This window comes from Streptomyces sp. DS1-CR2, assembly GCF_055760475.1.
The window spans coordinates 6,646,786-6,667,740 of record NZ_CM147085.1; the positions used below are offsets into that span (position 1 = coordinate 6,646,786).

Consider the following 20,955-nt stretch of genomic DNA (forward strand, 5'->3'; position numbering starts at 1 on the left):
GTGCCGCCGTACGACCCACCCGCACTTTCCTGAACCAGGGGGACCCCCTTCATGCACGCTGATCTGTCCCGTCTCACCTTCCACCCGGAGCGGCACTACTCCGCGGTCGTCGCCCAGCAGGGCCGCGTCCAGCTCGACGCCGACGCCAACGAGCAGACCGCGATCCAGCTCCACCAGGCCCGCACCCTCGCCGCGGACCTGATCGGCCGCTACGGCGGGCCGCGCGACGCGGCGGGCTTCCGCATCGAGTACGTGGGCGGCAAGCACGACATCGACACCCTCTACATCCACGGCGGCCGTTACTACGTCGACGGCATCCTGCTCGACGCGGACCGCCCGGCGCCCGGCACGCCCGTGCCGGACGAGGACGCCGAGGGCGCGGAGGGCGCGCAGGACACGGCCACCCCGCCCTCGTACTGGACCTACTGGGACCAGCCCGACGCCTACCGCGACGCGGAGAAGCCCGGCGACCGGCTGCCCTCGCCCGCGCAGTCGCCGTTCGTGGTCTACCTGAACGTGTGGGAGCGGTCGGTGAACGCGGCCGAGGACCCGGCGCTGCGCGAGGTCGCCCTCGGCGCGGCGATGCCGGACACCGCGGCCCGCGTCAAGGTGGTCTGGCAGGTGCTGCCGCTGTCTCTCGCGGCGCTGGCGATCGAGGACGCCGACCCGTCGAAGGAGGTCGTCCGCGCGGCCTTCGACAAATGGGCGCAGAGTCAGGCGGCGGCCACCGCCCGGCTGGCCGCCCGCAGCGAGCGGCCCGACCACGCCGACGAGGACCCGTGCCTGGTCAGGCCCGATGCCCGCTTCCGCGGTCCGGAGAACCAGCTGTACCGGGTCGAGGTCCATGCCGGCGGCGAGGCGAAGGACGCCACCTTCAAGTGGTCCCGTGAGAACGGCTCGGTCGTCTTCCCGGTCGACGAACTGGACGGCACCTGGGCGCAGTTGGCGTCCCTCGGTCACGACGACAAGCTCGACCTGGACGTCGGCGACTTCGTCGAGTTCACGGACACCGCCTGCGCCTCCCGTCTGGAAGCCCTGCCCCTGCTGCGAGTGGAGGAACTCGACCTGCCGGGCCGCCGGGTCCGCCTGTCCGCCGAGCCCGAGCCGGGCGTCGGTCGGCTGCCCCACCTGCACCCGTTCCTGCGCCGCTGGGACCACCGCGAGGGTCCGAAGCGCAGGGGCCGTACCGCAGCCCTGAAGGGCGGCGCCGTCCCCGTCACGGAGGGGGAGTGGCTGCCTGTGGAGGATGGCGTCGAGGTGTACTTCGCCAAGGACGGCACCTACCGGACCGGCGACCACTGGCTCGTCCCCGCCCGCACCGCCACCGGCAGCGTCGAATGGCCGACGGACCCGGCGCGCCGCCCGCTGCTCCAGGGGCCCGCCGGCATCGCCCGCCACTTCGCCCCGCTGGCCCTGGTCAAGGGCGAGGAGAGCGCCGTCGACCTGCGCCTCGCCTTCGGCCCGCTCGCGATCAGCATCCCGGCCGCGGACGAGGCGACCCTTGCGGCGGAGGAACAGGCACACCGTGAGGAGCTCGCGGCCGAAGGCCCCTCGCACAGCAGGTCGCAGACCACCGCAGAAGCGGAGTCCGCCGTGGAAGGAGACGAGTGATGGCCACACCTCTGAGCGCGTCCAAGCTGGTGGAGATCCTTCGGAAAGAGGGTCTGACGGTCCACGAGGTGCGCAACTGGCGTACGCACAACCGCAATACGAAAGGTCCCTGGGGCCCGGTGAACGGCGTGATGATCCACCACACCGTCACCTCGGGCACGGACGCCTCCGTGAACATCTGCTACAACGGCTACTCGGGCCTGCCGGGGCCGCTGTGTCACGGCGTCATCGACAAGAAGGGCGAGATCCACCTCGTCGGCAACGGCCGTGCCAACCATGCGGGGCTGGGCGACAGCGACGTCCTGCGTGCCGTCGTCAACGAGTCGAAGCTGCCGCACGACAACGAGGCCGACACCGACGGCAACCGGCACTTCTACGGCTTCGAGTGCATCAACCTCGGCGACGGCAAGGACCCCTGGCCCGAGGCGCAGAAGGAGGCCATCGAGAAGGTGTCCGCCGCGATCTGCCGCCACTACGGCTGGAGCGAGCGGTCGGTCATCGGCCACAAGGAGTGGCAGCCGGGCAAGCAGGACCCGCGCGGCTTCACGATGGACAGCATGCGCAAGCGGATCGCCGACCGGCTCGCCGGGAAGTCCCAGGGTTCCGGCCCCGAGCCCGACCCGAAGCCCACGCCGTCCAAGCCGTCGCACGCTCCGTTTCCGGGCAGCGGCTTCTTCCACAACGGCCAGAAGTCCGCGGTCATCACGGCCATGGGCCGCCGTCTGGTCGCCGAGGGCTGCGACCACTACGAGGAAGGGCCCAGCCCCGAATGGACCGATGCCGACCGCAAGTCCTACAAGGCCTGGCAGCAGAAGCTCGGCTTCAAGGGCAAGGACGCGGACGGCATTCCGGGCAAGACCAGCTGGGACAAGCTGAAGGTCCCGGCGTCCTGAGAGCCTGACCGGGCAGCTGCCCGGTCAGGCGGTTTCAGGGTCTGGCCGTCGACCCGATCAGCTCCGACACCCGCACGAACCGGTACCCGCGTTCCCGCAGCTTCGGTACGACGGCGCGCACCGCGGCTTCCGTGGCGGGCGCCGCGCTGCGGGTGCAGTGCATGACGACGACCGAACCGGGCCGCACCCCGTCGAGCACCTGCTGTGCCACCACGTCCGAGTCCGTGGCGAACGCGTCCCCGCTCACCACGTCCCACTGCACGGCCGTGACGCCCGCCGGGGTCAGCTTCCGCAGTACCTCCTGGTCGTAACACCCGCCCGGGAAGCGGAAGTACGGCACCGTGCGCTTCACACCCGCCTTGCGGAACGCGGTGAAGGCGCGCTCCAGGTCCGTCCGCATCTGCGCGGGCGGCATGGTGGGCAGGCCGTAGCACTCACCGGTGAAGGCGTAGTGGCTGTACGAGTGGTTGGCTACCTCGAAGAGCGGATCGCTGCCGATCGACTTCGCCTCGGCCGGGTACTCCTCGGCCCACCGCCCGGTCATGAACACGGTCGCGGGCACCTTCAGCCGGCGCAGTGTCGCGATCAGGGCCGGGTTGTCGAAGTGCTCACCGGCCGCGGCGCGGGCGCCCTCGTCGGCGGTCATGTCGGCGTCGAAGGTGAGGGCCACGGTGCGGTCCCGCGGGTGGGGCGCGCTCTTGAACACGGGGGTGAGCCCGGCGGGGCCCGGCGCGAGCGTGGGCGGGCGCGAGGGCGCGGCGGAGGCGCTCGTGCTCACCACCCCTCGCCCCGGATGCCCGGCGGAGCCGCCGCTCCCACTGCAGGCGGCAGTTCCGACCCCCAGCGCGCCCAGGGCGCAGACCAGTGCAAATCTCCGTACATAGGTCATCACGCGGCGACATTAAACGTACTAATACGATTAATTGCGCACCATGCCGCGTGTGCGGTGCGGCGTCGGGCCAGGTGGGCGAGGGGTGAGGGGTGAGGGCTCAGATGTCCCGCAGCGCCCTGCTCACCTCGTCGAAGAAGCGCGCGTGCGCGGACTCGCTCGCCGGGAGTTCGGGGTTCCAGGGGAGCAGGCGTGCCCCGGCCGCGACCTGCTGCCAGTACGGGTTCGCCGCGTACTGCTCGCGCGGGGCCGCGTTCGCGCGGGAGTCCACGAGCGCGATGCCGGGCGTGAGCGCGGCGGCCTGTGCCCACCCGGCCGTGTTCCAGTTGGCGCCCGGCCCCTGCGGCGGTTCGACGGTCCGTACGCCGAGAGCCGTCAGCGCGCTCAGGTCGGGCCACTTGGCGGGGCGTGCCAGATGGACGCTGTCCGGGCCACCCGGCGACAGGGCCAGCACCCGTCCCGGACTGTCCCGCGCGGCCTGTTCCAACTCCCGCATGGCGCGCTCCAGTTCGGCCCCGCCCCGGTCCCGCGCCGCGAGCGAGCGCGTCAGCTCGGCGAAGCGCTCCCTGACCGCGGTGAGCGAACGGCCCTGACCGACGTCGACCACGACGACCGGGACGTGCTCCTCCAGGTGCTTCGCCACGTCCGGATCGACGCCGTACACCTGACCGCCGCCGTAGGTGACGGCGACGACGAGGTCGGGCTCGGCCGCGAGCACCGCCTCCAGCCCCACGCTGTGGCCCGCCCCCAGGTACAGGACCTCGTCGAGCGGCAGCGTCCCCGCCTTGGCCGGGTCGGCGAGATCCCCGTCGTGGAACGAGCCGAAGATCCCCACCGGCCGTATCCCGTGGTCCCACAGAGTGGCGCCGGCCTGTATGTAGGCCACCACCCGTAACGGCACGTCCCCCGCGGCCGCCACATGCCCGCGGTCGTCGGTGAACTCCCAGGCTGCGTGTCGCTCCATGTGTCCCGTGTCCTTTTTGTCCCTAGGGGGCGGCGTCCTGAAGGGTCTTACGGGCCCGGCAGGACCCATAAGACCCTGCCCAAGGGGCGGGGTCGGCACGCTCGGTGCATCAGCCGCAGTTGTCGGCGGCGCTGGTGCGAGGCGTCCACGACGCAACGTTTAACGGGCCGGGCCAAAACCCCGCCCGCCTCACCCCCGCGCGAGCAACAGCTCCCGCGCCCCGGCCACGTCGAAGTCCGCCTTCGGGTACGCCGGGTCCAGCGCCTCCAGATGCTCCAGGAGCAGCTTGCTGACGGCCCAGTTGCGGTACCACTTGCGGTCCGCCGGCACCACGTACCAGGGCGCGGCATCCGTCGAACAGCGCTCAAGCGCGATCTCGTACGCCTCCTGGTAGGCGGGCCACAGGGCGCGGTCCTCGATGTCGCCCATGCTGAACTTCCAGTGCTTGTCCGGGTTGCCGAGCCGTTCGAGCAGCCGCTCGCGCTGCTCCTCGTACGAGATGTGGAGGAAGCACTTGACGACCGTCACGCCGTCCTCGGCCAACGACTGCTCGAAGCGGTTGATCTGGCCGTAGCGGCCGCCCACTTGGCGGCGCGGGACGAGGCCGCGGACGCGGGCCGCGAGGACGTCCTCGTACTGCGAGCGGTCGAAGATGCCGATCTCGCCGGGCTCGGGGAGCGCCCGCATGATGCGCCACAGGAACGGGTGGCCGCGCTCCTCGGCGGTCGGCGCCTTGAACGCCTTGATGCGGCAGCCGGAAGGGTTGAAGAGGCCGATGACGTGCTTGACCGTGCCGCCCTTGCCGCTGGTGTCCATGCCCTGGAGGATCAGCAGGATCCGGCGCCGGTCGCCCGCCGTGGCGGAGGCCCACAGGCGCTCCTGGAGTGCGGCGAGGCGTTCACCCATACGGGCGGTCGCCTCCACGCCGGCGGCCTTGGCGGAGGGGCCCGCGGGCGTCGCCCGCGCGTCGTAGGAGGCGAGATCCACGGGCTTGCCCGCGGGGATGCGCAGCAGCTCACGAAGCGGGACGGGCGCCTTAGCGCCGGAGGTCTTCCCGGGCACCTTCCCGGACCCGTGTCCGGCCTTGTCCCGGGACTTCCCGGCGCCCTCGGCCGCCTCGTCCCTGCCCTTCCGCTTCGTGTCCTTGCCGGCCTTGGCCACCGCGCACCCCTTCCCGTCAGGTCCCTCGATCGTGCGACGTACCGGGCGCCTGCGCTACCGCTGCCAGGGCCCCGTCACGGCGAAGGTCGTCCCGGGCGTGTAGCAGTTGACGTACATCGTGTCGCCGTCCGGGGAGAACGTGACGCCCGCGAACTCGCCCCACGCGGGTTCCTGCGCCGTGCCGATGTTCTGGCGCCCTCGCGCCATCGCGTACACGTCGCCCTTACGGGTCACCCCGAAGACGTGCTGCGCGCCCTCGCCGTCCTCGCACACCATCAGGCCGCCGCTGGGAGCGAGGCAGATGTTGTCCGGCTCCTCGCCCGGCAGCTGGACGTCGGTGCTCGGGCCGAAGACGATCACCAGGGTGAGGCGGCGCCCAGCGGGGTCGTAGCGCCAGATCTGCCCGAAGTGGTCGGCCGCCGAGCCCTCCGCGCTGTGGGCGAAGGAGGAGACGAAGTAGACGGACGAGCCGCCCCAGTAGCAGCCCTCCAGCTTCTGTGCGTGCGTGATGCCCTTCGGGCCGAAGTCCTGGAGGCGGATGGGGGTCTGCGCGGCGAGCGGGTCGGGTACGTCGACCCACTCGATGCCGTCGAAGGTCGCGCCCGTCTCCTGGATCACGGACAGGTCGGGCACCCCGGGCACCCGCATCGCCTGGAGCGTTCCGCCCGCCCGCAGCGAACCGAGGCCCCCCTCGGGCTTCTTGGGCAGGAAGCGGTAGAAGAGACCGAACGGCTTCTGGAAGGCGTCCTCGGTCTCGTAGACGACGCCCCGCTTCGGGTCGATCGCGATCGCCTCGTGCTGGAAGCGGCCCATCGCGGTCAGCGGCACGGCGCCCGAGCGGTGCGGGTCGGCCGGGTCGACCTCGAAGATGAAGCCGTGGTCCTTGGTGTAGCCGTTCGTGCCGGCCTTGTCCTCGGTCTCCTCGCAGGTCAGCCAGGTACCCCAAGGCGTGTGCCCGCCCGCGCAGTTGACCGCCGTGCCGGCGATGGCGACGCGCTCCGACAGGACGTTGTTGTGCTGGTCGAGCGTGAGCGCCGTACAGCCGCCCTTGCCCATCGGGTCGTAGGTGAGCCCTTCGACGGTCGGCACGGCGATCTTCGCGGTGACGCGGTTCTCGTGGTTGCGGACCAGGTGGACCCGGCCGTGTCTGCCCTTCAGGGCCGTCATGCCGTCGTGGTTGCTCGGCACCTTGCCCTCGCCGGAGCGCAGCGGGTCGCCCTCGCGGGAGAGGACCTTGTAGCGGAACCCCGCGGGCAGGTCGAGCAGCCCGGCGGGGTCGGGCTCCAGGGGGCCGTAGCCCTTGTCGCCGAGGCTCTGCGCGGCGGCGGTGCCCGCGAAGAGCTCGGAGAGGCTTCCGGCGAAGGCGATCGCGGCGACGGAAGCGCCGCCGCGCGCGAGGACCTGACGTCGTGTCGCGGAGGACTGAGAGGTACGTGCGGTACGTGCTTCAGACATGGGGCAACCTCCTGCTGGCGGACAGGAACTGTGACCCGGCTGTGTCTATCACGCGCCTTTCGTCACGGGAACCACGCGCGTAGCAGAGCCAGTTGGGGGGTGGTTGCTCGTGTAACCGCTTTAGTGTCCCGTGCGTACGGCTCAGGGGGCCGGGCGGTTGGCAGAGGCAGGAGGGGACATGAAGGTGCTGCTGCGGGCGGTGAGCGCGATCGACCGGGTGGTGGTGCGGGCCATGGTGAACCACGAGCGGAGCCTGGCCCGTGCGCCGCGGCATCCTGGCCGGGTCCAGGCGTACGGCCGACGGCATCCGGTGCGCGCGGGCGGCTTGCTGGCGGCCGCGACGGTGGCGTTCATGGCGGGGATCAGCGCAGCGGCGGGGTGGCGGTTCACGGGGGCGACCGATGCCCTGGCGGTCGTCGCCTTCGGTGCGGGGGTCGGCCTTCTCCTGGCCCTGGCGCTGCGGTGGGAGCGCATGGCCCAGGAGGCCCGTGAGCACACCGACTTCGCAGAGCCGCTCAAGGCGCTCTCGGTCCGGAACGCTGTCGCCTGGGTCGCTGGTACGTGGGTGGTGTTGACGGTGGTGACGTGGAGCGAGGACGCGTGGCAGGACAAGGACGCCGACTGGCTTGGCAGCGCGGTGTTTGCCGCTGTCCTGACGGTGCTCATCAGCGCGGCGGGCTTTGTGGTCGGGCTCGTGGCCGAGCGGCGGCGCCGGAGGTGACCTCGGGCAGCCCTTATGCGTGTACCAACCCCTTGGCATCCCGTGCCAGCGCCGTCAGCCGGGAGATCGCACGGAAGTACTTCTTGCGGTAGCCGCCGTTCAGCATCTCCTCGCTGAACAGCTGGTCGAAGGGGAGGCCGGAGGCGAGCACGGGGATCTCACGGTCGTAGAGCCGGTCGGCGAGCACGACGAGGCGCAGCGCCGTCGACTGGTCGGGGACCGGCTGCACGTCGGTCAGGCAGACCGCGTTGAGGTCGTCCGTCAGGGCGCCGTAGCGGCTGGGGTGCACGCGCGCGAGGTGGTCGAGCAGATGCGGGAAGTCGTCGAGCGAGGCGCCCTGGGTCGCGTACGCCGCCTTCGTCACCTGTTCGTCGGAGAACGGGGCGGGCGCCTCGGGCAGGCCGCGGTGGCGGTAGTCGTCGCCGTCGATCCGCAGGGGGCGGAAGTGGGCGGACAGGCCCTGGATCTCGCGCAGGAAGTCGGCGGAGGCGAACCGGCCCTCACCGAGCTTGCCCGGCAGCGTGTTCGAGGTCGCGGCGAGCGCGACGCCCGCGTCGACGAGCTTGCCGAGCAGGCTCGACACCAGGACGGTGTCGCCCGGGTCGTCCAGCTCGAACTCGTCGATGCACAGCAGCCGGTGCTCGCCGAGCGTGCGTACGGTCTGCTGGAAGCCGAGCGCGCCCACCAGGTTCGTCAGCTCGACGAACGTGCCGAACGCCTTCTGCTCGGGGGCCGCCGGTGTGGCGTGCCAGAGGGAGGCGAGGAGGTGGGTCTTGCCGACGCCGTAGCCGCCGTCCAGATAGACGCCGCGGGGGGCCGTGGGGGCCGCCGGCTTCTTCGCGAACCAGCGGCGCCTGACCGCGCCGCTCGCGTGGGCGCCGCCGAGCCCGGCCGCGAAGCCGCTCAGGACCCGCACCGTCTCGGTCTGGGTGGGCTGACCGGGGTCCGGGATGTACGTCTCGAAGCGGACCGAGTCGAAGCGCGGCGGGGGCACCATCTCGGCGACCAGACGGTCCGCGGGGACGAGCGGTTCACGGGCGCACAGGGACAGCGGGGCCGCGTCGGCTATCGGACTATGGGCCGGGGCAGTGATGGAGGACGACACAGCACCCAACTCTAGACGCCGTGCGACACTGCGTGACATGCGACGCCTGTTCCCTGTGACGTACGAAACAGCAGATCACGCGGCCCACAAAGCCCGTGAATGGAGTCTCGACGAGCTCGCGGACGCCTATGCCTACCCCGCCGGGCAGGACGTCTGGCTGCGCGCCAACATGGTCTCCACGCTCGACGGCGCCGCCCACCACGACGGCCGCTCGCAGGGCATCTCGAGCGCTGCCGACATGCGGATCTTCGGCACCCTGCGCGGGCTCGCGGACGCCGTCCTCGTCGGTGCGGAAACGGTCCGCCTGGAGGGCTATCGCCCGGCACGCGCGCGTGAGGCCTTCGCCGGGCGCAGGGAGGCTGCCGGACAGGCACCCGCCGCGGCCATCGCGGTGATCACCGGGAGCCTGGACCTCGACTTCTCCCTCCCGCTGTTCACCTCCCCCCTCGTTCCCACGTTCGTGGTCACCGGCGCCGGAGCGCCGCCCGACCGGCTGGACGCCGCACGCAAGGCGGGCGCCGAGGTGCTGATCGCCGGCGAGGGCTCCACGGTCGAGCCGGAGCGTGTGGTCGGGGCGCTCGCGGAGCGCGGGCTGACCCGGCTGCTCACGGAGGGCGGACCCCGCCTGCTCGGCCAGTTCGTGGCCGCACAGGTGCTCGACGAACTCTGCCTCACGCTGTCGCCGATGCTCACCGCAGGAGACGCCCAGCGGATTGCCGGCGGACCGTCCCTGACCGTCCCTGAACGTTTCGAGATGGCTTCTGTGCTGGAAGAGGCCGGGTTCCTGTTCACCCGATACCGTCGGAGCTGACAATCAGCGGAATCTGCCGTTCCGTTTAGCTTCCGCTGGGCACACTAAATCTCGCAGACCCCGTGCGGCCACGGGGCAGGATGGTTTCCGCAGGGACCGGTCGAGAGTCGACGGCCCACGGAGGAGAGAAGAAGGGCGCCTGTCGTGTTCACGAGCGTATTGATGATCGAGAAGGCCCTGACGTCCACCGACGTGGAGTTCGTCACCACCTTGCACGGTGACGAGGAAGTCACTTTCCACGTGCTGCTCCAGCCCCGCGGCGACCAGGCCGACCGCCTGCTGCGGGCCATCGACGACGTCGCCATGGGGGAGCTCGACGACGCGGCGAAGGAAAGGGACGTACCGGAGGGCGAGGACGCCACGGAACCCGGCGAACAAGCGCTCCAGGTCTCCCTCACCGCACTCCACCAGGCGGGCTGCGAGGCCGAGGGCCGCCTCGTCGAGGACCACCCCCTGGACGCCCTGAAGTCCCTCGTCGACGAGATCGGCGCCGACGAGGTCATCGTCCTGACCGACCCGCACTACGTGGAGGAGTTCTTCCACCGCGACTGGGCCTCGCGCGCCCGGCACAAGGTGGGCGTCCCGGTCCTGAAGCTCTTCTCGTACAGCAAGGCGTAGCCGCCGGGGCGGTACGGGGTTGCGCGGGCGGGGTGCACGGAGAAAGTAGGCTGAGCCTGCCCGCACAGTGGGCACGCAGCAGCACACCGTCCCAGGGAGAAACCAATGGCACCCGGCCTGCCCACCGCCATGGACCGACCGCACTTCATCGGGATCGGCGGCGCCGGAATGTCGGGCATCGCGAAGATCCTCACGCAGCGCGGCGCCCAGGTCGCCGGCAGCGACTCCCGGGAGTCCGCCACGGCGCAGGCGCTGCGCTCGCTCGGCGCCACCGTCCACATCGGCCACGACGCCGCGCACCTCGCGCCGGACGCCACCTGCGTCGTCGTCTCCTCCGCGATCCGCGCCGACAACCCCGAGCTGGCCCGCGCCGCCGAGCTCGGCATCCCGGTCGTCCACCGCTCCGACGCGCTCGCCTCCCTCATGGACGGCCTGCGCCCCATCGCGGTCGCCGGCACGCACGGCAAGACGACGACCACGTCGATGCTGGCGGTGTCGCTGTCCTCCTTGGGCCTCGACCCCTCGTACGCCATCGGCGGCGACCTCGACGCCCCCGGCTCGAACGCGCTGCACGGCGAGGGCGAGATCTTCGTCGCCGAGGCCGACGAGTCGGACCGCAGCTTCCACAAGTACGCGCCCGAGGTCGCCATCGTCCTCAACGTCGAGCTCGACCACCACGCCAACTACGCCTCGATGGACGAGATCTACGAGTCCTTCGAGACCTTCGCCTCCAAGATCGTCCCCGGTGGCACGCTCGTCATCGCCGCGGACCAGTCCGGCGCGGTCGAGCTCACCCGCCGGCTGCGCGACACGACGTCCCTCAAGGTCGTCACCTACGGCGAGTCTCAGGCGGCCGACGTCCGCATCCACAAGGTCACTCCGCGCGGTCTGACCAGCGAGGTCACCGTCCTCCTCGACGGCAAGCTGCTCACTTTCACCGTCTCGGTCCCCGGCCGCCACTACGCGCACAACGCGGTCGCGGCGCTCGCCGCCGGCGTCGCGCTCGGCATCCCCTCCCGCAACCTGGCCGCGGCCCTGAAGTCGTACACCGGCGTCAAGCGCCGCCTCCAGCTCAAGGGCGAGGAGAACGGCGTACAGGTCATCGACTCGTACGCGCACCACCCCACCGAGATGTCCGCCGACCTCGAGGCGATGCGCTCGGCCGCGGGGGACTCCCGGATCCTCGTCGTCTTCCAGCCCCACCTCTTCTCCCGCACCCAGGAGCTCGGCAAGGAGATGGGCGACGCCCTCGCCCTCGCCGACGCGTCCGTGGTCCTGGACATCTATCCGGCCCGTGAGGACCCGATCCCCGGCATCACCAGCGGCCTCATCGTCGACGCGGCCCGCGCGGCGGGCGCCGACGTGGACGCCGTCCACGACAAGGCGACCGTGCCCGACGTGATCGCGGGAATGGCCAAGCCGGGCGACCTTGTTCTGACCATGGGCGCGGGTGACGTCACGGAGCTCGGCCCGCTGATCTTGAAAAGGATCAGCCTGGACCGCCTTGCCAAGTGAAGGACTGAGCTGAATGTCGTACGACGTCGAAAAGCCTGACGAGGAGTGGCGCGCGGAGCTGACCCCGGCGGAGTACGCGGTACTGCGCCAGGCCGGCACCGAGCCCGCCTTCGTCGGTGAGTACACGGACACCAAGACCAAGGGCGTCTACTCCTGTCGCGCGTGTGGCGCGGAGCTCTTCACCTCGGGCGAGAAGTTCGAGTCGCACTGCGGCTGGCCGTCCTTCTTCGACCCGAAGGACACGGACGCGGTCGAGCTGATCGCGGACCGTTCGCACGGCATGGTCCGCACCGAGGTGCGCTGCGCCCGCTGCGGCTCGCACCTCGGCCACGTCTTCGAGGGCGAGGGCTACCCCACCCCGACGGACCAGCGGTACTGCATCAACTCGATCTCGCTGAAGCTGGCACCGGAAGCGAGCTGACCGGGGTCCCGGCGGAGGCTCAGTCCTCCGCCGGCGTCTCCGGGCGCATCATCGGGTGGACGACGCCCGGGAAGACGCGGGCCCGGACCTCCGGCTCCGCGGAGCCGCCCAGGACCACCGTCTCGGCGATGCCCCACGGGCGGCCGGGCAGGACGACGGTCAGCGTGTACGAGGACGCGCAGCCCATGCAGTCGTACTTGTCCATCCACGTCTCGACGTCCGTGAGGCTGCCGGGGGCCCGGCCCACGTGACGGTGGCGGGCGTGACAGCGGTCGCACTTCTCGCCGGGCTCGCACGTGCCGCCGCAGGGGCAGGGGACGTCGAGGGAGTCCGCGGGCCGCCAGCGCTGGGTGCGCACGGCCTCCGCGGTGGCGCCCATGTCCTTCATCGCCTTGAGGTTCTTCGCGGCGACGACGTACGACTCTCCGGTCGACGTCATCCGGCTCCGGATCACGTGCTTGCGTCCGCGGTTCGTCGTCATCTGGTTCCTCCTGGGTTCACGCAGCCCGCCAGGAGGCCCACGAGATCGTTCCTTCCCCACGGTACCGGGCCCGGCGGGTGGCCCGGGCCACGAGAGACCGGGGAGAGCGGTCAGCCGGGGGCCGTGGCAACCGGAAGCTCCTTCACACCGTTGATGAAGTTCGACAGCAGCCGCCGTGGTGGGCCCGCCAGCTCGAGCACCGGCAGGGTCCGGCAGGTCTCCTCGTACAGCACTCGCAGCTGCAGGCGCGCGAAGTGCGCGCCCAGGCAGACGTGCGGGCCGTCCCCGAACGAGACATGCGGGTTGGGGCTGCGGGCGAGGTCGAGGCGGTGCGGGTCGGTGAAGACGCGTTCGTCGTGGTTGGCCGAGGCGTGGAAGACGACGACCTTGTCGCCCGCGCGGACACGGCGGCCCGCCAGGACCGCGTCGCGGGCGGCGGTGCGGCGGAACGTGAGGACCGGCGGATGGCGGCGCAGGAGCTCGTCGACCGCCGTCGCCGGGTCGGCCTTCCCGTCGCGCAGCAGACCGTACGCCTTTGGCGCCCGGGCCAGCTCCAGAAGGCCGCCGGGGGCCGCGCTGCGCACCGTGTCGTTGCCGGCGACCGTGAGCAGGAAGAAGAACATCTCGAGTTCGGCCGCCGTCAGGTCGGGGTCGGTGGCCAGGACCGTCATGACGTCGTCCGCCGGGTGGGTCCGCTTGTGCGCGGCGAGCGAGCGCGCGTAGGCGAACATGTCGCCCAGCATCGCGGGGGAGCGCGGGTCGACCGGTCTGCCGTCGGCGTCCAGAACGGGCTCGTCCGCCTCGTCCGCCTCGTCCGGGTCCTGGTGGTGGTGTCGGGTGTTGTTGAGCATCATGGAGCGGTTGACTTCTTCCCCTTCTGAAGGAGGGGGATCCCTACGGCTCGCGCCGTGGGGTTTCCTGCTTCGTCGCCGACGGCCCGCTCGGAGTTCTCCGTTGAGGTCTTACACCAGCTCCACAGGCCGACACCGTCAGTCCGACGGCCAGCAGGTTCTTCGCCGCGTTCACGTCCCGGTCGTGGGTCGCACCACAGCTTCCGCACGTCCAGCTACGGACGTTGAGTGGCATCTTCTCCTGGAGACTGCCGCAGGCGGAACACAGCTTGGACGAGGGGAAGAAGCGGTCGACGACGATCACTTCTCGCCCGTACCAGGCGGCCTTGTACTCCAGCAGGGTCCGGAACTCGGCCCACGCCGCATCGCTGATGGCGCGGGCGAGGTGCCGGTTCTTGACCATGTTCCGCACGGTCAGTTCCTCGATCACGATCGTTTGGTTGTCACGAACGAGTCGGGTCGTCAGCTTGTGCAGGCCGTCCCGGCGCCGGTCGGCGATCCGGGCGTGGATCCTGGCGACTTTACGCCGGGCCTTGCGCCGGTTGGCTCCACCCCCCTTGGCCTTCTTCGCCAGACGGCGCTGAGCCAGGGCGAGCCGGGCGCGGTCGCGGCGCTCGTGCCTCGGGTTGGCGATCTTTTCGCCGGTGGACAGGGTCAGAAGGTGGTCCAGGCCAACGTCAACGCCCACTGACTTACCGGCGGCTGCGGGCAGCGGATTGATGCTGGGGTCCTCGCACAGCATGGAGACGTACCAGCGCCCCGCCGCGTCCTGAGAGACGGTCACCGTAGACGGCTTCGCCTCCTTCGGGAGCGGACGGGACCACACGATGTCCAGCGGCTGAGCCATCTTCGCCAGCGTCAGCTTCCCGTCCCGGAAGCGGAAACCGGAGGCGGTGTACTCGGCGGACCTGCGCGACTTCTTCTTCGATTTGAAACGCGGATACCGCGCCCGCTTACCGAAGAAGCTGGTGAAGGCCGCCTGTAAGTGCCGCAAACACTGCTGGAGCGGAACCGAAGAGACCTCGTTCAGGAACGCGAGTTCCTCGGTCTTTTTCCACGCCGTCAGCATCGCTGACGTCGCGTTGTAGTTCACCCGCTCCTGCCGCGCCCACGCTTCCGTCCGGGCGGCGAGCGCCAGGTTGTAGACCTTCCGCACGCAGCCGAACGTGCGCGACAGCTCGGCTGCCTGCTCGTCCGTGGGGTAGAAGCGGTACTTGAACGCCCGCTTCGCATGCGTCTCAGTCACGTTTACAAACTAACGGTGCCACGGTTAAAGATCAACCTGCGGGTCGGAGTGCCCTGCCCTTGGCGGCGAAACTCCGCTACGGCCCCGCGGGTGTACGCCACTTCTGCGCGCGCCGTCGCCGCCCCGTGGCGCGGCGCCCCCGGGTCACACAAGGGCGCGCGGGGCATCAGGGACAATGAACGTCCGAACCGGGCGCCGCCGCGAGTGGCCGCACCCGGCCCACCGTCACCACGCAGGAGACCGGGCCCGTTGTCCCAGAAGCGCGAAACCCGCAGGCCCGTGGCCTCAGCGTCGGAAAGCCCGGGCGCCGGCGCCGTTCCGGAGGCCGGGCACCGCCGCCGGCTCGACCTGCGCGCCGACTGCGGGAACTGCTTCGGGCTGTGCTGTGTCGCGCTGCCCTTCGCCAAGTCCTCCGACTTCGCCGCGGACAAGGCCGCGGGCCGGCCGTGCCACAACCTCCAGGACGACTTCCGCTGCGGCATCCACACCACGCTCCGTGACAAGGGCTACTCGGGCTGCACGGTCTTCGACTGCTTCGGCGCCGGCCAGCAGGTGTCACAGGTCACGTTCGGCGGCGAGGACTGGCGTACGTCGCGCGGGACCGCGCGCACGATGTTCGACGTCTTCCCCGTCATGCGCCAACTGCACGAACTGCTCTGGTACTTGACCGAGGCGATGGAGCTGGAGCGGGCCCGCCCGGCGCACGCGGAGGTGCGGCGCGCCCTCGACGGGATCGAGGAGCTCACCCGCGCCGACGCCGCCACCCTCGCCGCGGCCGACGTCCCCACCCTCCGCGGCGAGGTCAGCGAGACGCTCCTGAAGGTCAGCGAACTCGTACGGGCGGCCGTGCCCGGCCGGAAGAAGAACCACCGGGGCGCCGACCTGATGGGCGCCCGCCTCAAGGGCGCCGATCTGCGGGGTGCCAACCTGCGCGGCGCCTACCTGATAGCGGCCGACCTCACCGGCGCCGACCTGCGCGAAGCCGACCTCATAGGGGCCGACCTCCGCGACGCGCGCCTTCAGGGCGCCGATCTGACCGGCAGCATCTTCCTCACGCAGGCGCAGGTCAACGCGGCCCGCGGGGACGCCTCGACCAGGATCCCGGCCACCCTGAGCCGCCCCGCGCACTGGTAGGCACGCGCCTCGCGGCGAGTGGTCAGACCCTCAGGGACTTCTTCAGGAAGTCGAGCTGGAACAGCAGCAGATTCTCCGCGACGTCCTCCTGCGTGACCATGTGCGTCGCGCCCGGCAGGGGGAGTACCTGGTGGCTGCGGCCCGCCGCGAGCAGCGCCGCCGACAGGCGCAGGGTGTGCGCGACCGCCACATTGTCGTCGGCGAGCCCGTGCACCAGCAGGAGCGGCCGGCGCAGCAGGGGCGCGTCGGCTATCAGGGAGCAGCGCTCGTAGTTCTCGGGCTCCTCGTCGGGATGGCCGAGATAACGCTCCTTCCAGTGCGTGTCGTACAGCCGCTGGTCGGTGGGCGGCGCGCCCGCGACCGCCGCGTGGAAGACGTCGGGCCTGCGCAGCACGGCGCCCGCGGCCAGGAACCCGCCGAACGACCAGCCGCGGATCGCGACCCGCGTCAGATCGAGGTCGGGGAACTGCGCCCCGGCCGCCTGCACGGCACAGACCTGGTCGTCGAGGGCGTGCGTCAGAATGTCGCCGCGGATCTCCTTCTCCCACGCGGGGCCGCGCCCCGGGGAGCCGCGCCCGTCCGTGACCAGGACCGCGAAGCCCTGTTCGGCGAACCACTGCGACAGATGCGCGGGCCAGCCGAGGCCGCGTGTGGCAACCAAGAGGTGCTGGCCCCCGTACGGGTTCACCAGGACGGGGAGCGTGCCGCTGCCCGGTGTGTGCCACGACGGCAGGAACAGCTGGCTGCGCAACTCCCGCTCGCCGAGCCGCAGATGAACGGGCCGCGTGGGGACGACGGGGCGCTCGGCGAGCGAGGTGATCTCCCCGACGGGCTTGCCCTTCTTCGTCACCTCCACGCTCGTACGATCCTCCCGGCGGCTCACCAGGACCGTGGTGCCGCCCGCCGAGACGGCCGTGTGCACGCCCGGCGTGTCCGTGAGCCTGACGGGGCCCGCGTCGGGCGCCCACGTCCACACATGGGTCTCGGTGGGCTCGTCGCCGCCCTCGAACAGCACCGACTCGCCCTGTACGCCCAGGACTTGGCGGACCTGGAGGCCCACCGGGGTCACCGGCTTCCCGGCCACGACGAGGCGGCGGGTGTCCTGCTCGTCGCGGGTGGTCACCAGCGCGCCGGACGCCGTGCGGCACGGGGCGCCGGGGACCAGCTCGACCCAGGCCGGGTCGAGCTGCTCGTCCAGGAGGCGGGTGGCGCCCGTCGCGGGGTCCACGGCCAGCGTGCGCAGCGTCCGCTGGTCGCGGCTCTGCACCGCGGCGAACGGGCCGTGCGCGTCCCACCCGGCCACGGGCACGTACTCGAACGCCCCACGGTCCCAGTCCACTTCGGCCCGCGAGCCGTCCAGGTGCAGCACATGGAGCGCCACGTCGGCGTTGGCGGTGCCCGCCGCCGGGTAGCGCACGGCGCGCGGCGGCGCTGAAGGGTCGGCGGGGTCGGAGAGATACCAGCGCTGCACACGCGATGTGTCCACGCGCGCCGCGAGCAGCGCGCCGCCGTCGGGCGCCCACCAGTGTCCGCGCGCCCGGCCCATCGACTCCGAGGACGCGTGGTCGGTCAACCCGTAGGTGATGTCAGGGCCTTCGGGCGCCGCGAGCAGCCGGTCCTCGCCGTCGAGCGTGACGACGTGCAGGGCGCCCCCGGTGACGTACGCGACGAAACGGCCGTCGGGGGACAGGCGCGGGTCCACGACCGGGCCCGCCGCCGGCACGGGGAACGGGACGCCGTCCGCGACCCGCACGGCCCAGAGCGCACCCGACAGGGCGTACACGACGGTGCGGCACTCGGCGTCGGCCGAATACGAGACGAGCCCGACCGCGCTCTCTCGCGCCCGCTCCCTGCGCACGCGCTCGGCGGCCGGCACGTCTCCCGCGCGCGCGGTGCGCGAGACATTCACGAGGACCCGCTCTTCACCGTCCTCGTGGAGCCACAGCGCGCTCACGGGGTCGGCGCCGCCGCCCGTGCGCAGGAACAGGACGCGCCCGCCGTCGGCCGAAACCGTGAACCGGCCCGGCGCGCCCAGGGCGAAGCGGCGGGTGCGGGCGTACTGGCGCGGGAACGCTCGGGCATCATCCATGAGGGCACTCTGGCACGCCCCGCTGACACCCCGTCGGGTGGACGACAGGGGGGCGGGCCGCCGCTCGCGTCAGCTGTCGGACTTGTGCCGCACCACCACGACCGAGCAGTGCGCGTGCTGCGTCACCTGCTGGCTCACCGAGCCGAGCAGCGCCCCCTTGAATCCGCCGTAGCCGCGGGTGCCCACGACCAGGAGGTCGGCGGCGCCGGACGCTTCGACGAGGACCTTCGCCGCGGGCCCGTGCACCATGCGGCTGTGCACCGGGACGGGCGGGCTCTCGCCGACCGTCTCCGTGACGACGTCGATGAGCCTGCCGCGCAAGGTCTCCCCGGGGGAGAGTAACTCGCGGCCGCCGGCCACCGTGTCCCCGTGGGCGGGCCCGCCGAAGCTGAAGGGGTTCGTGGACCACTCCCAGCTCATGATGGCGTGCACCCGGCCGCCGACGAGCGTGGCCTGCCGCACGGCCCAGCGGAGGGCTTCCTTCGAGTGGTTCGAACCGTCGACACCGACGACGATCAACGGCTCCGTGGCCTGGCTCACCGAAGACTCCTCGGGTGGGATCGGGTGGGGATCGGGTGGGGATGGGGCGGGATCGGGTACCGCCCTTTTCCCTGTCCGGGCGCACCTCAGTCGTCGGTTCACGCGATGGTGCGATCATGTGCCGCCGTCCGGATGTCCGCCGGAGGCCACGGGTAGGGCCGGGCCATGACGCAGCCGTTCGAACTGCCGCACTTCTACATGCCGTACCAGGCGCGGCTCAATCCACACCTCGACGAGGCGCGGGCGCACTCCGCGCAGTGGGCCCGCCAGATGGGCATGCTGGAGGGGTCGGGCATCTGGGAGCAGAGCGACCTCGACGCGCACGACTACGGACTGCTGTGCGCGTACACCCACCCCGACTGTGACGGGCCCGCCCTGTCGCTGGTCACCGACTGGTACGTGTGGGTCTTCTTCTTCGACGACCACTTCCTGGAGACGTTCAAGCGGACCATGGACCGCGAGGGCGGCAAGGCCTATCTGGACCGCCTGCCCCTGTTCATGCCGATGGACCTGTCGACTCCCGTGCCCGAGCCGAGGAACCCCGTCGAGGCGGGCCTCGCCGACCTCTGGGCGCGCACCGTGCCCGCCATGTCGGTGGACTGGCGCAGCAGGTTCGCCGAGTCGACCGAACACCTCCTCAACGAGTCGATGTGGGAGCTGTCCAACATCAACGAGGGGCGGATCTCCAACCCCGTCGAGTACATCGAAATGCGCCGCAAGGTCGGCGGGGCGCCCTGGTCGGCGGGGCTTGTCGAGTACGCGACCTCCGAAGTGCCCGCGTCCGTCTCCGGGTCGAGGCCGCTGCGCGTCCTGATGGAGACGTTCTCCGACGCCGTGCACCTGCGCAACGACCTCTTCTCGTACCAGCGGGAGGTCGAGGACGAGGGCGAGCTGAGCAACGGCGTACTGGTCCTGGAGACCTTCTTCGGCTGTACGACGCAGGAGGCCGCGCAGACCGTCAACGGCATCCTCACCTCGCGCCTCCACCAGTTCGAGCACACCGCGCTCACCGAAGTGCCCGCCCTCGCCGTCGAGAAGGGGCTCACACCGCCCGAGGCCGCCGCGGTCGCCGCCTACACGCGAGGCCTTGAGGACTGGCAGTCCGGCGGCCACGAATGGCATCTGCGCTCCAGCCGGTACATGAACGAGGGGGCGACCGGGAGCAACCCCCTGGCGGGGCCCACCGGGATCGGCACCTCCGGTGCGGACGTCGGCGCGCTGCTCGCCGCGGCGGGCGCCGAACGGCTGCGCGCCTACACGCATGTGCCGTTCCAGAAGGTAGGGCCTTCCCGGATCCCCGACCTCTACATGCCGTTCACGCTCCGGCTGAACCCCGGCCTGGCGCAGGCCCGCCGGCGCATCATCCCGTGGGCGCACGCCATGGGCATCCTGGAGGAAGGCGTCTGGGACGAGGACAAGCTCGCCGCCTACGACCTGCCCCTGTGCTCGGCCGGCCTCGACCCCGACGGGGACCAGGACGCCCTGGACCTGAGCGCGCACTGGCTGGCCTGGGGGACGTACGGGGACGACTACTATCCGCTCGTCTTCGGGCACCGCCGTGACCTCGCCGCGGCCAAGCTGTGCACCGAGCGGCTCTCCGCGTGCATGCCCGTCGAGGGCGGCGAGATCCCGCCGCCCGTGAACGCGATGGAGCGCGGCCTCGCCGACCTCTGGGCCCGCACCGCGGCCGGCATGACGACCGCGCAGCGGCGCACCCTGAAGGCGGCCATCGACGTCATGACGCAGAGCTGGGTGTGGGAGCTGTCCAACCAGCTCCAGCACCGCATCCCGGACCCCGTCGACTACCTGGAGATGCGCCGCGCCACGTTCGGCGCCGACCTCACCATGAGCCTGTGCCGCCTCGGCCACGGCCCCGCCGTGCCCCCGGAGGTCTACCGCAGCGGCCCCGTCCGCTCCCTGGAGAACGCGGCCGTCGACTACGCGACGCTCCTGAACGACGTGTTCTCGTACCAGAAGGAGATCGAGTACGAGGGCGAGATCCACAACGGCATCCTCGTCGTGCAGAACTTCTTCGGCTGCGACTACCCGACCGCGCTCGGCGTCGTGCACGACCTGATGACACAGCGCATGCATCAGTTCGAGCATGTCGCCACCCATGAATTCCCCGTCCTGTACGACGACTTCGAGCTGTCGCCCGAGGCGCGGGCGACCATGGACGGCTATGTGCTGGAGCTCCAGAACTGGATGGCCGGGATCCTCAACTGGCACCGGGAATGCCGACGTTACGGAGCCGACGACCTGGCCCGGCGCGCGCATGGCTTCGTACCGGGGCGGTTGCCGAACCTTTTCAGCCGGAATGAGGGATTCACGGAACCCTCGTGGGGTGGGGTGAGTCCTGTGGGGTGAAGGCGGCAACTGACCGGCCGCACCACGGGGCATGCAGGGCAGGGTGGGCGCGGCGGCTGACCGGATGCCAGAAATGCCCGGTT

At 71.2% G+C, this 20,955-nt stretch carries 18 protein-coding genes and 1 pseudogene; 9 read left to right on the forward strand and 10 right to left on the reverse strand.

All coding sequences use genetic code 11. From position 1 onward, the window contains the following. The first annotated feature begins 51 nt into the window (after positions 1 to 51). Together ACY0PA_RS31385 and ACY0PA_RS31390 are read left to right on the forward strand one after the other, a co-directional pair. Entirely contained in the window at positions 52 to 1,611 is a 1,560-nt protein-coding gene (locus ACY0PA_RS31385) for a DUF6519 domain-containing protein (RefSeq protein ID WP_473080857.1), read from the forward strand. Further along, complete coding sequence (locus ACY0PA_RS31390; RefSeq protein WP_473080858.1) at positions 1,611 to 2,504, forward strand: peptidoglycan-binding protein; 894 nt, start codon at positions 1,611 to 1,613, stop codon at positions 2,502 to 2,504. Before ACY0PA_RS31385 ends, ACY0PA_RS31390 begins: the two co-directional genes overlap by 1 nt. A gap of 34 nt (positions 2,505 to 2,538) precedes the next feature. Here the strand turns inward: ACY0PA_RS31390 and ACY0PA_RS31395 are convergent, their stop codons facing one another. From ACY0PA_RS31395 to ACY0PA_RS31410, 4 genes are all read right to left on the reverse strand, one after another. Further along, the gene (locus tag ACY0PA_RS31395; protein WP_473080859.1) at positions 2,539 to 3,396 is read right to left on the reverse strand and encodes a polysaccharide deacetylase family protein; all 858 of its coding nucleotides are present in this window, start codon (positions 3,394 to 3,396) and stop codon (positions 2,539 to 2,541) included. A 97-nt stretch (positions 3,397 to 3,493) separates the two neighbouring features. Then, on the reverse strand, positions 3,494 to 4,357 hold the full coding sequence (locus ACY0PA_RS31400; RefSeq protein WP_473080860.1) for an ABC transporter substrate-binding protein: 864 nt from the start codon (positions 4,355 to 4,357) through the stop codon (positions 3,494 to 3,496). A 189-nt stretch (positions 4,358 to 4,546) separates the two neighbouring features. Further along, complete coding sequence (locus ACY0PA_RS31405; RefSeq protein WP_473086485.1) at positions 4,547 to 5,419, reverse strand: PPK2 family polyphosphate kinase; 873 nt, start codon at positions 5,417 to 5,419, stop codon at positions 4,547 to 4,549. A gap of 153 nt (positions 5,420 to 5,572) precedes the next feature. Beyond that, entirely contained in the window at positions 5,573 to 6,973 is a 1,401-nt protein-coding gene (locus tag ACY0PA_RS31410) for a PhoX family protein (protein ID WP_473080861.1), read from the reverse strand. Between the two features lie 178 nt (positions 6,974 to 7,151). On the opposite strand from ACY0PA_RS31410, the gene ACY0PA_RS31415 reads away from it, so the two are divergent. Beyond that, positions 7,152 to 7,694 (forward strand): hypothetical protein, encoded by a 543-nt coding sequence (locus ACY0PA_RS31415; protein WP_473080862.1) that lies wholly within the window; start codon positions 7,152 to 7,154, stop codon positions 7,692 to 7,694. Between the two features lie 13 nt (positions 7,695 to 7,707). Here the strand turns inward: ACY0PA_RS31415 and zapE are convergent, their stop codons facing one another. Continuing rightward, entirely contained in the window at positions 7,708 to 8,838 is a 1,131-nt protein-coding gene (gene zapE / locus ACY0PA_RS31420; protein ID WP_473080863.1) for a cell division protein ZapE, read from the reverse strand. Here zapE and ACY0PA_RS31425 point away from each other — a divergent pair. The 4 genes from ACY0PA_RS31425 to msrB all read left to right on the forward strand — a co-directional run bounded on the left by ACY0PA_RS31425 (position 8,837) and on the right by msrB (position 12,164). Further along, positions 8,837 to 9,610, forward strand: coding sequence for a pyrimidine reductase family protein (locus ACY0PA_RS31425; protein WP_473080864.1), 774 nt, complete (start codon positions 8,837 to 8,839; stop codon positions 9,608 to 9,610). The genes zapE and ACY0PA_RS31425 overlap by 2 nt on opposite strands. A gap of 144 nt (positions 9,611 to 9,754) precedes the next feature. Beyond that, positions 9,755 to 10,228, forward strand: a complete 474-nt coding sequence (locus ACY0PA_RS31430) for an indole-3-glycerol phosphate synthase (protein WP_473080865.1) — start codon at positions 9,755 to 9,757, stop codon at positions 10,226 to 10,228. Positions 10,229 to 10,333: 105 nt separating this feature from the next. Further along, on the forward strand, positions 10,334 to 11,743 hold the full coding sequence (murC, locus tag ACY0PA_RS31435; protein ID WP_473080866.1) for a UDP-N-acetylmuramate--L-alanine ligase: 1,410 nt from the start codon (positions 10,334 to 10,336) through the stop codon (positions 11,741 to 11,743). Positions 11,744 to 11,756: 13 nt separating this feature from the next. Further along, positions 11,757 to 12,164, forward strand: coding sequence for a peptide-methionine (R)-S-oxide reductase MsrB (gene msrB / locus ACY0PA_RS31440; protein WP_473080867.1), 408 nt, complete (start codon positions 11,757 to 11,759; stop codon positions 12,162 to 12,164). A gap of 19 nt (positions 12,165 to 12,183) precedes the next feature. On the opposite strand, the gene ACY0PA_RS31445 is transcribed toward msrB, so the two are convergent. From ACY0PA_RS31445 to ACY0PA_RS31455, 3 genes and pseudogenes are all read right to left on the reverse strand, one after another. Continuing rightward, positions 12,184 to 12,645, reverse strand: coding sequence for a hypothetical protein (locus ACY0PA_RS31445; protein WP_473080868.1), 462 nt, complete (start codon positions 12,643 to 12,645; stop codon positions 12,184 to 12,186). 110 nt (positions 12,646 to 12,755) lie between these two features. Then, positions 12,756 to 13,472, reverse strand: a pseudogene (locus tag ACY0PA_RS31450) (cytochrome P450); the annotation flags it as partial. Between the two features lie 67 nt (positions 13,473 to 13,539). Continuing rightward, complete coding sequence (locus tag ACY0PA_RS31455) at positions 13,540 to 14,742, reverse strand: RNA-guided endonuclease InsQ/TnpB family protein (RefSeq protein ID WP_473080869.1); 1,203 nt, start codon at positions 14,740 to 14,742, stop codon at positions 13,540 to 13,542. Positions 14,743 to 14,991: 249 nt separating this feature from the next. On the opposite strand from ACY0PA_RS31455, the gene ACY0PA_RS31460 reads away from it, so the two are divergent. After that, positions 14,992 to 15,876, forward strand: coding sequence for a pentapeptide repeat-containing protein (locus tag ACY0PA_RS31460; protein ID WP_473080870.1), 885 nt, complete (start codon positions 14,992 to 14,994; stop codon positions 15,874 to 15,876). A 22-nt stretch (positions 15,877 to 15,898) separates the two neighbouring features. Here ACY0PA_RS31460 and ACY0PA_RS31465 read toward each other — a convergent pair whose 3' ends face one another. Then, on the reverse strand, positions 15,899 to 17,965 hold the full coding sequence (locus tag ACY0PA_RS31465; protein ID WP_473080871.1) for a prolyl oligopeptidase family serine peptidase: 2,067 nt from the start codon (positions 17,963 to 17,965) through the stop codon (positions 15,899 to 15,901). A gap of 69 nt (positions 17,966 to 18,034) precedes the next feature. Then, complete coding sequence (locus ACY0PA_RS31470) at positions 18,035 to 18,505, reverse strand: universal stress protein (protein WP_473080872.1); 471 nt, start codon at positions 18,503 to 18,505, stop codon at positions 18,035 to 18,037. 165 nt (positions 18,506 to 18,670) lie between these two features. Here ACY0PA_RS31470 and cyc2 point away from each other — a divergent pair, with 165 nt between their 5' ends. Further along, positions 18,671 to 20,872: a germacradienol/geosmin synthase Cyc2 gene (gene cyc2 / locus ACY0PA_RS31475; RefSeq protein ID WP_473080873.1), complete on the forward strand. Its 2,202-nt coding sequence runs from the start codon at positions 18,671 to 18,673 to the stop codon at positions 20,870 to 20,872. Positions 20,873 to 20,955 lie beyond the last annotated feature (83 nt).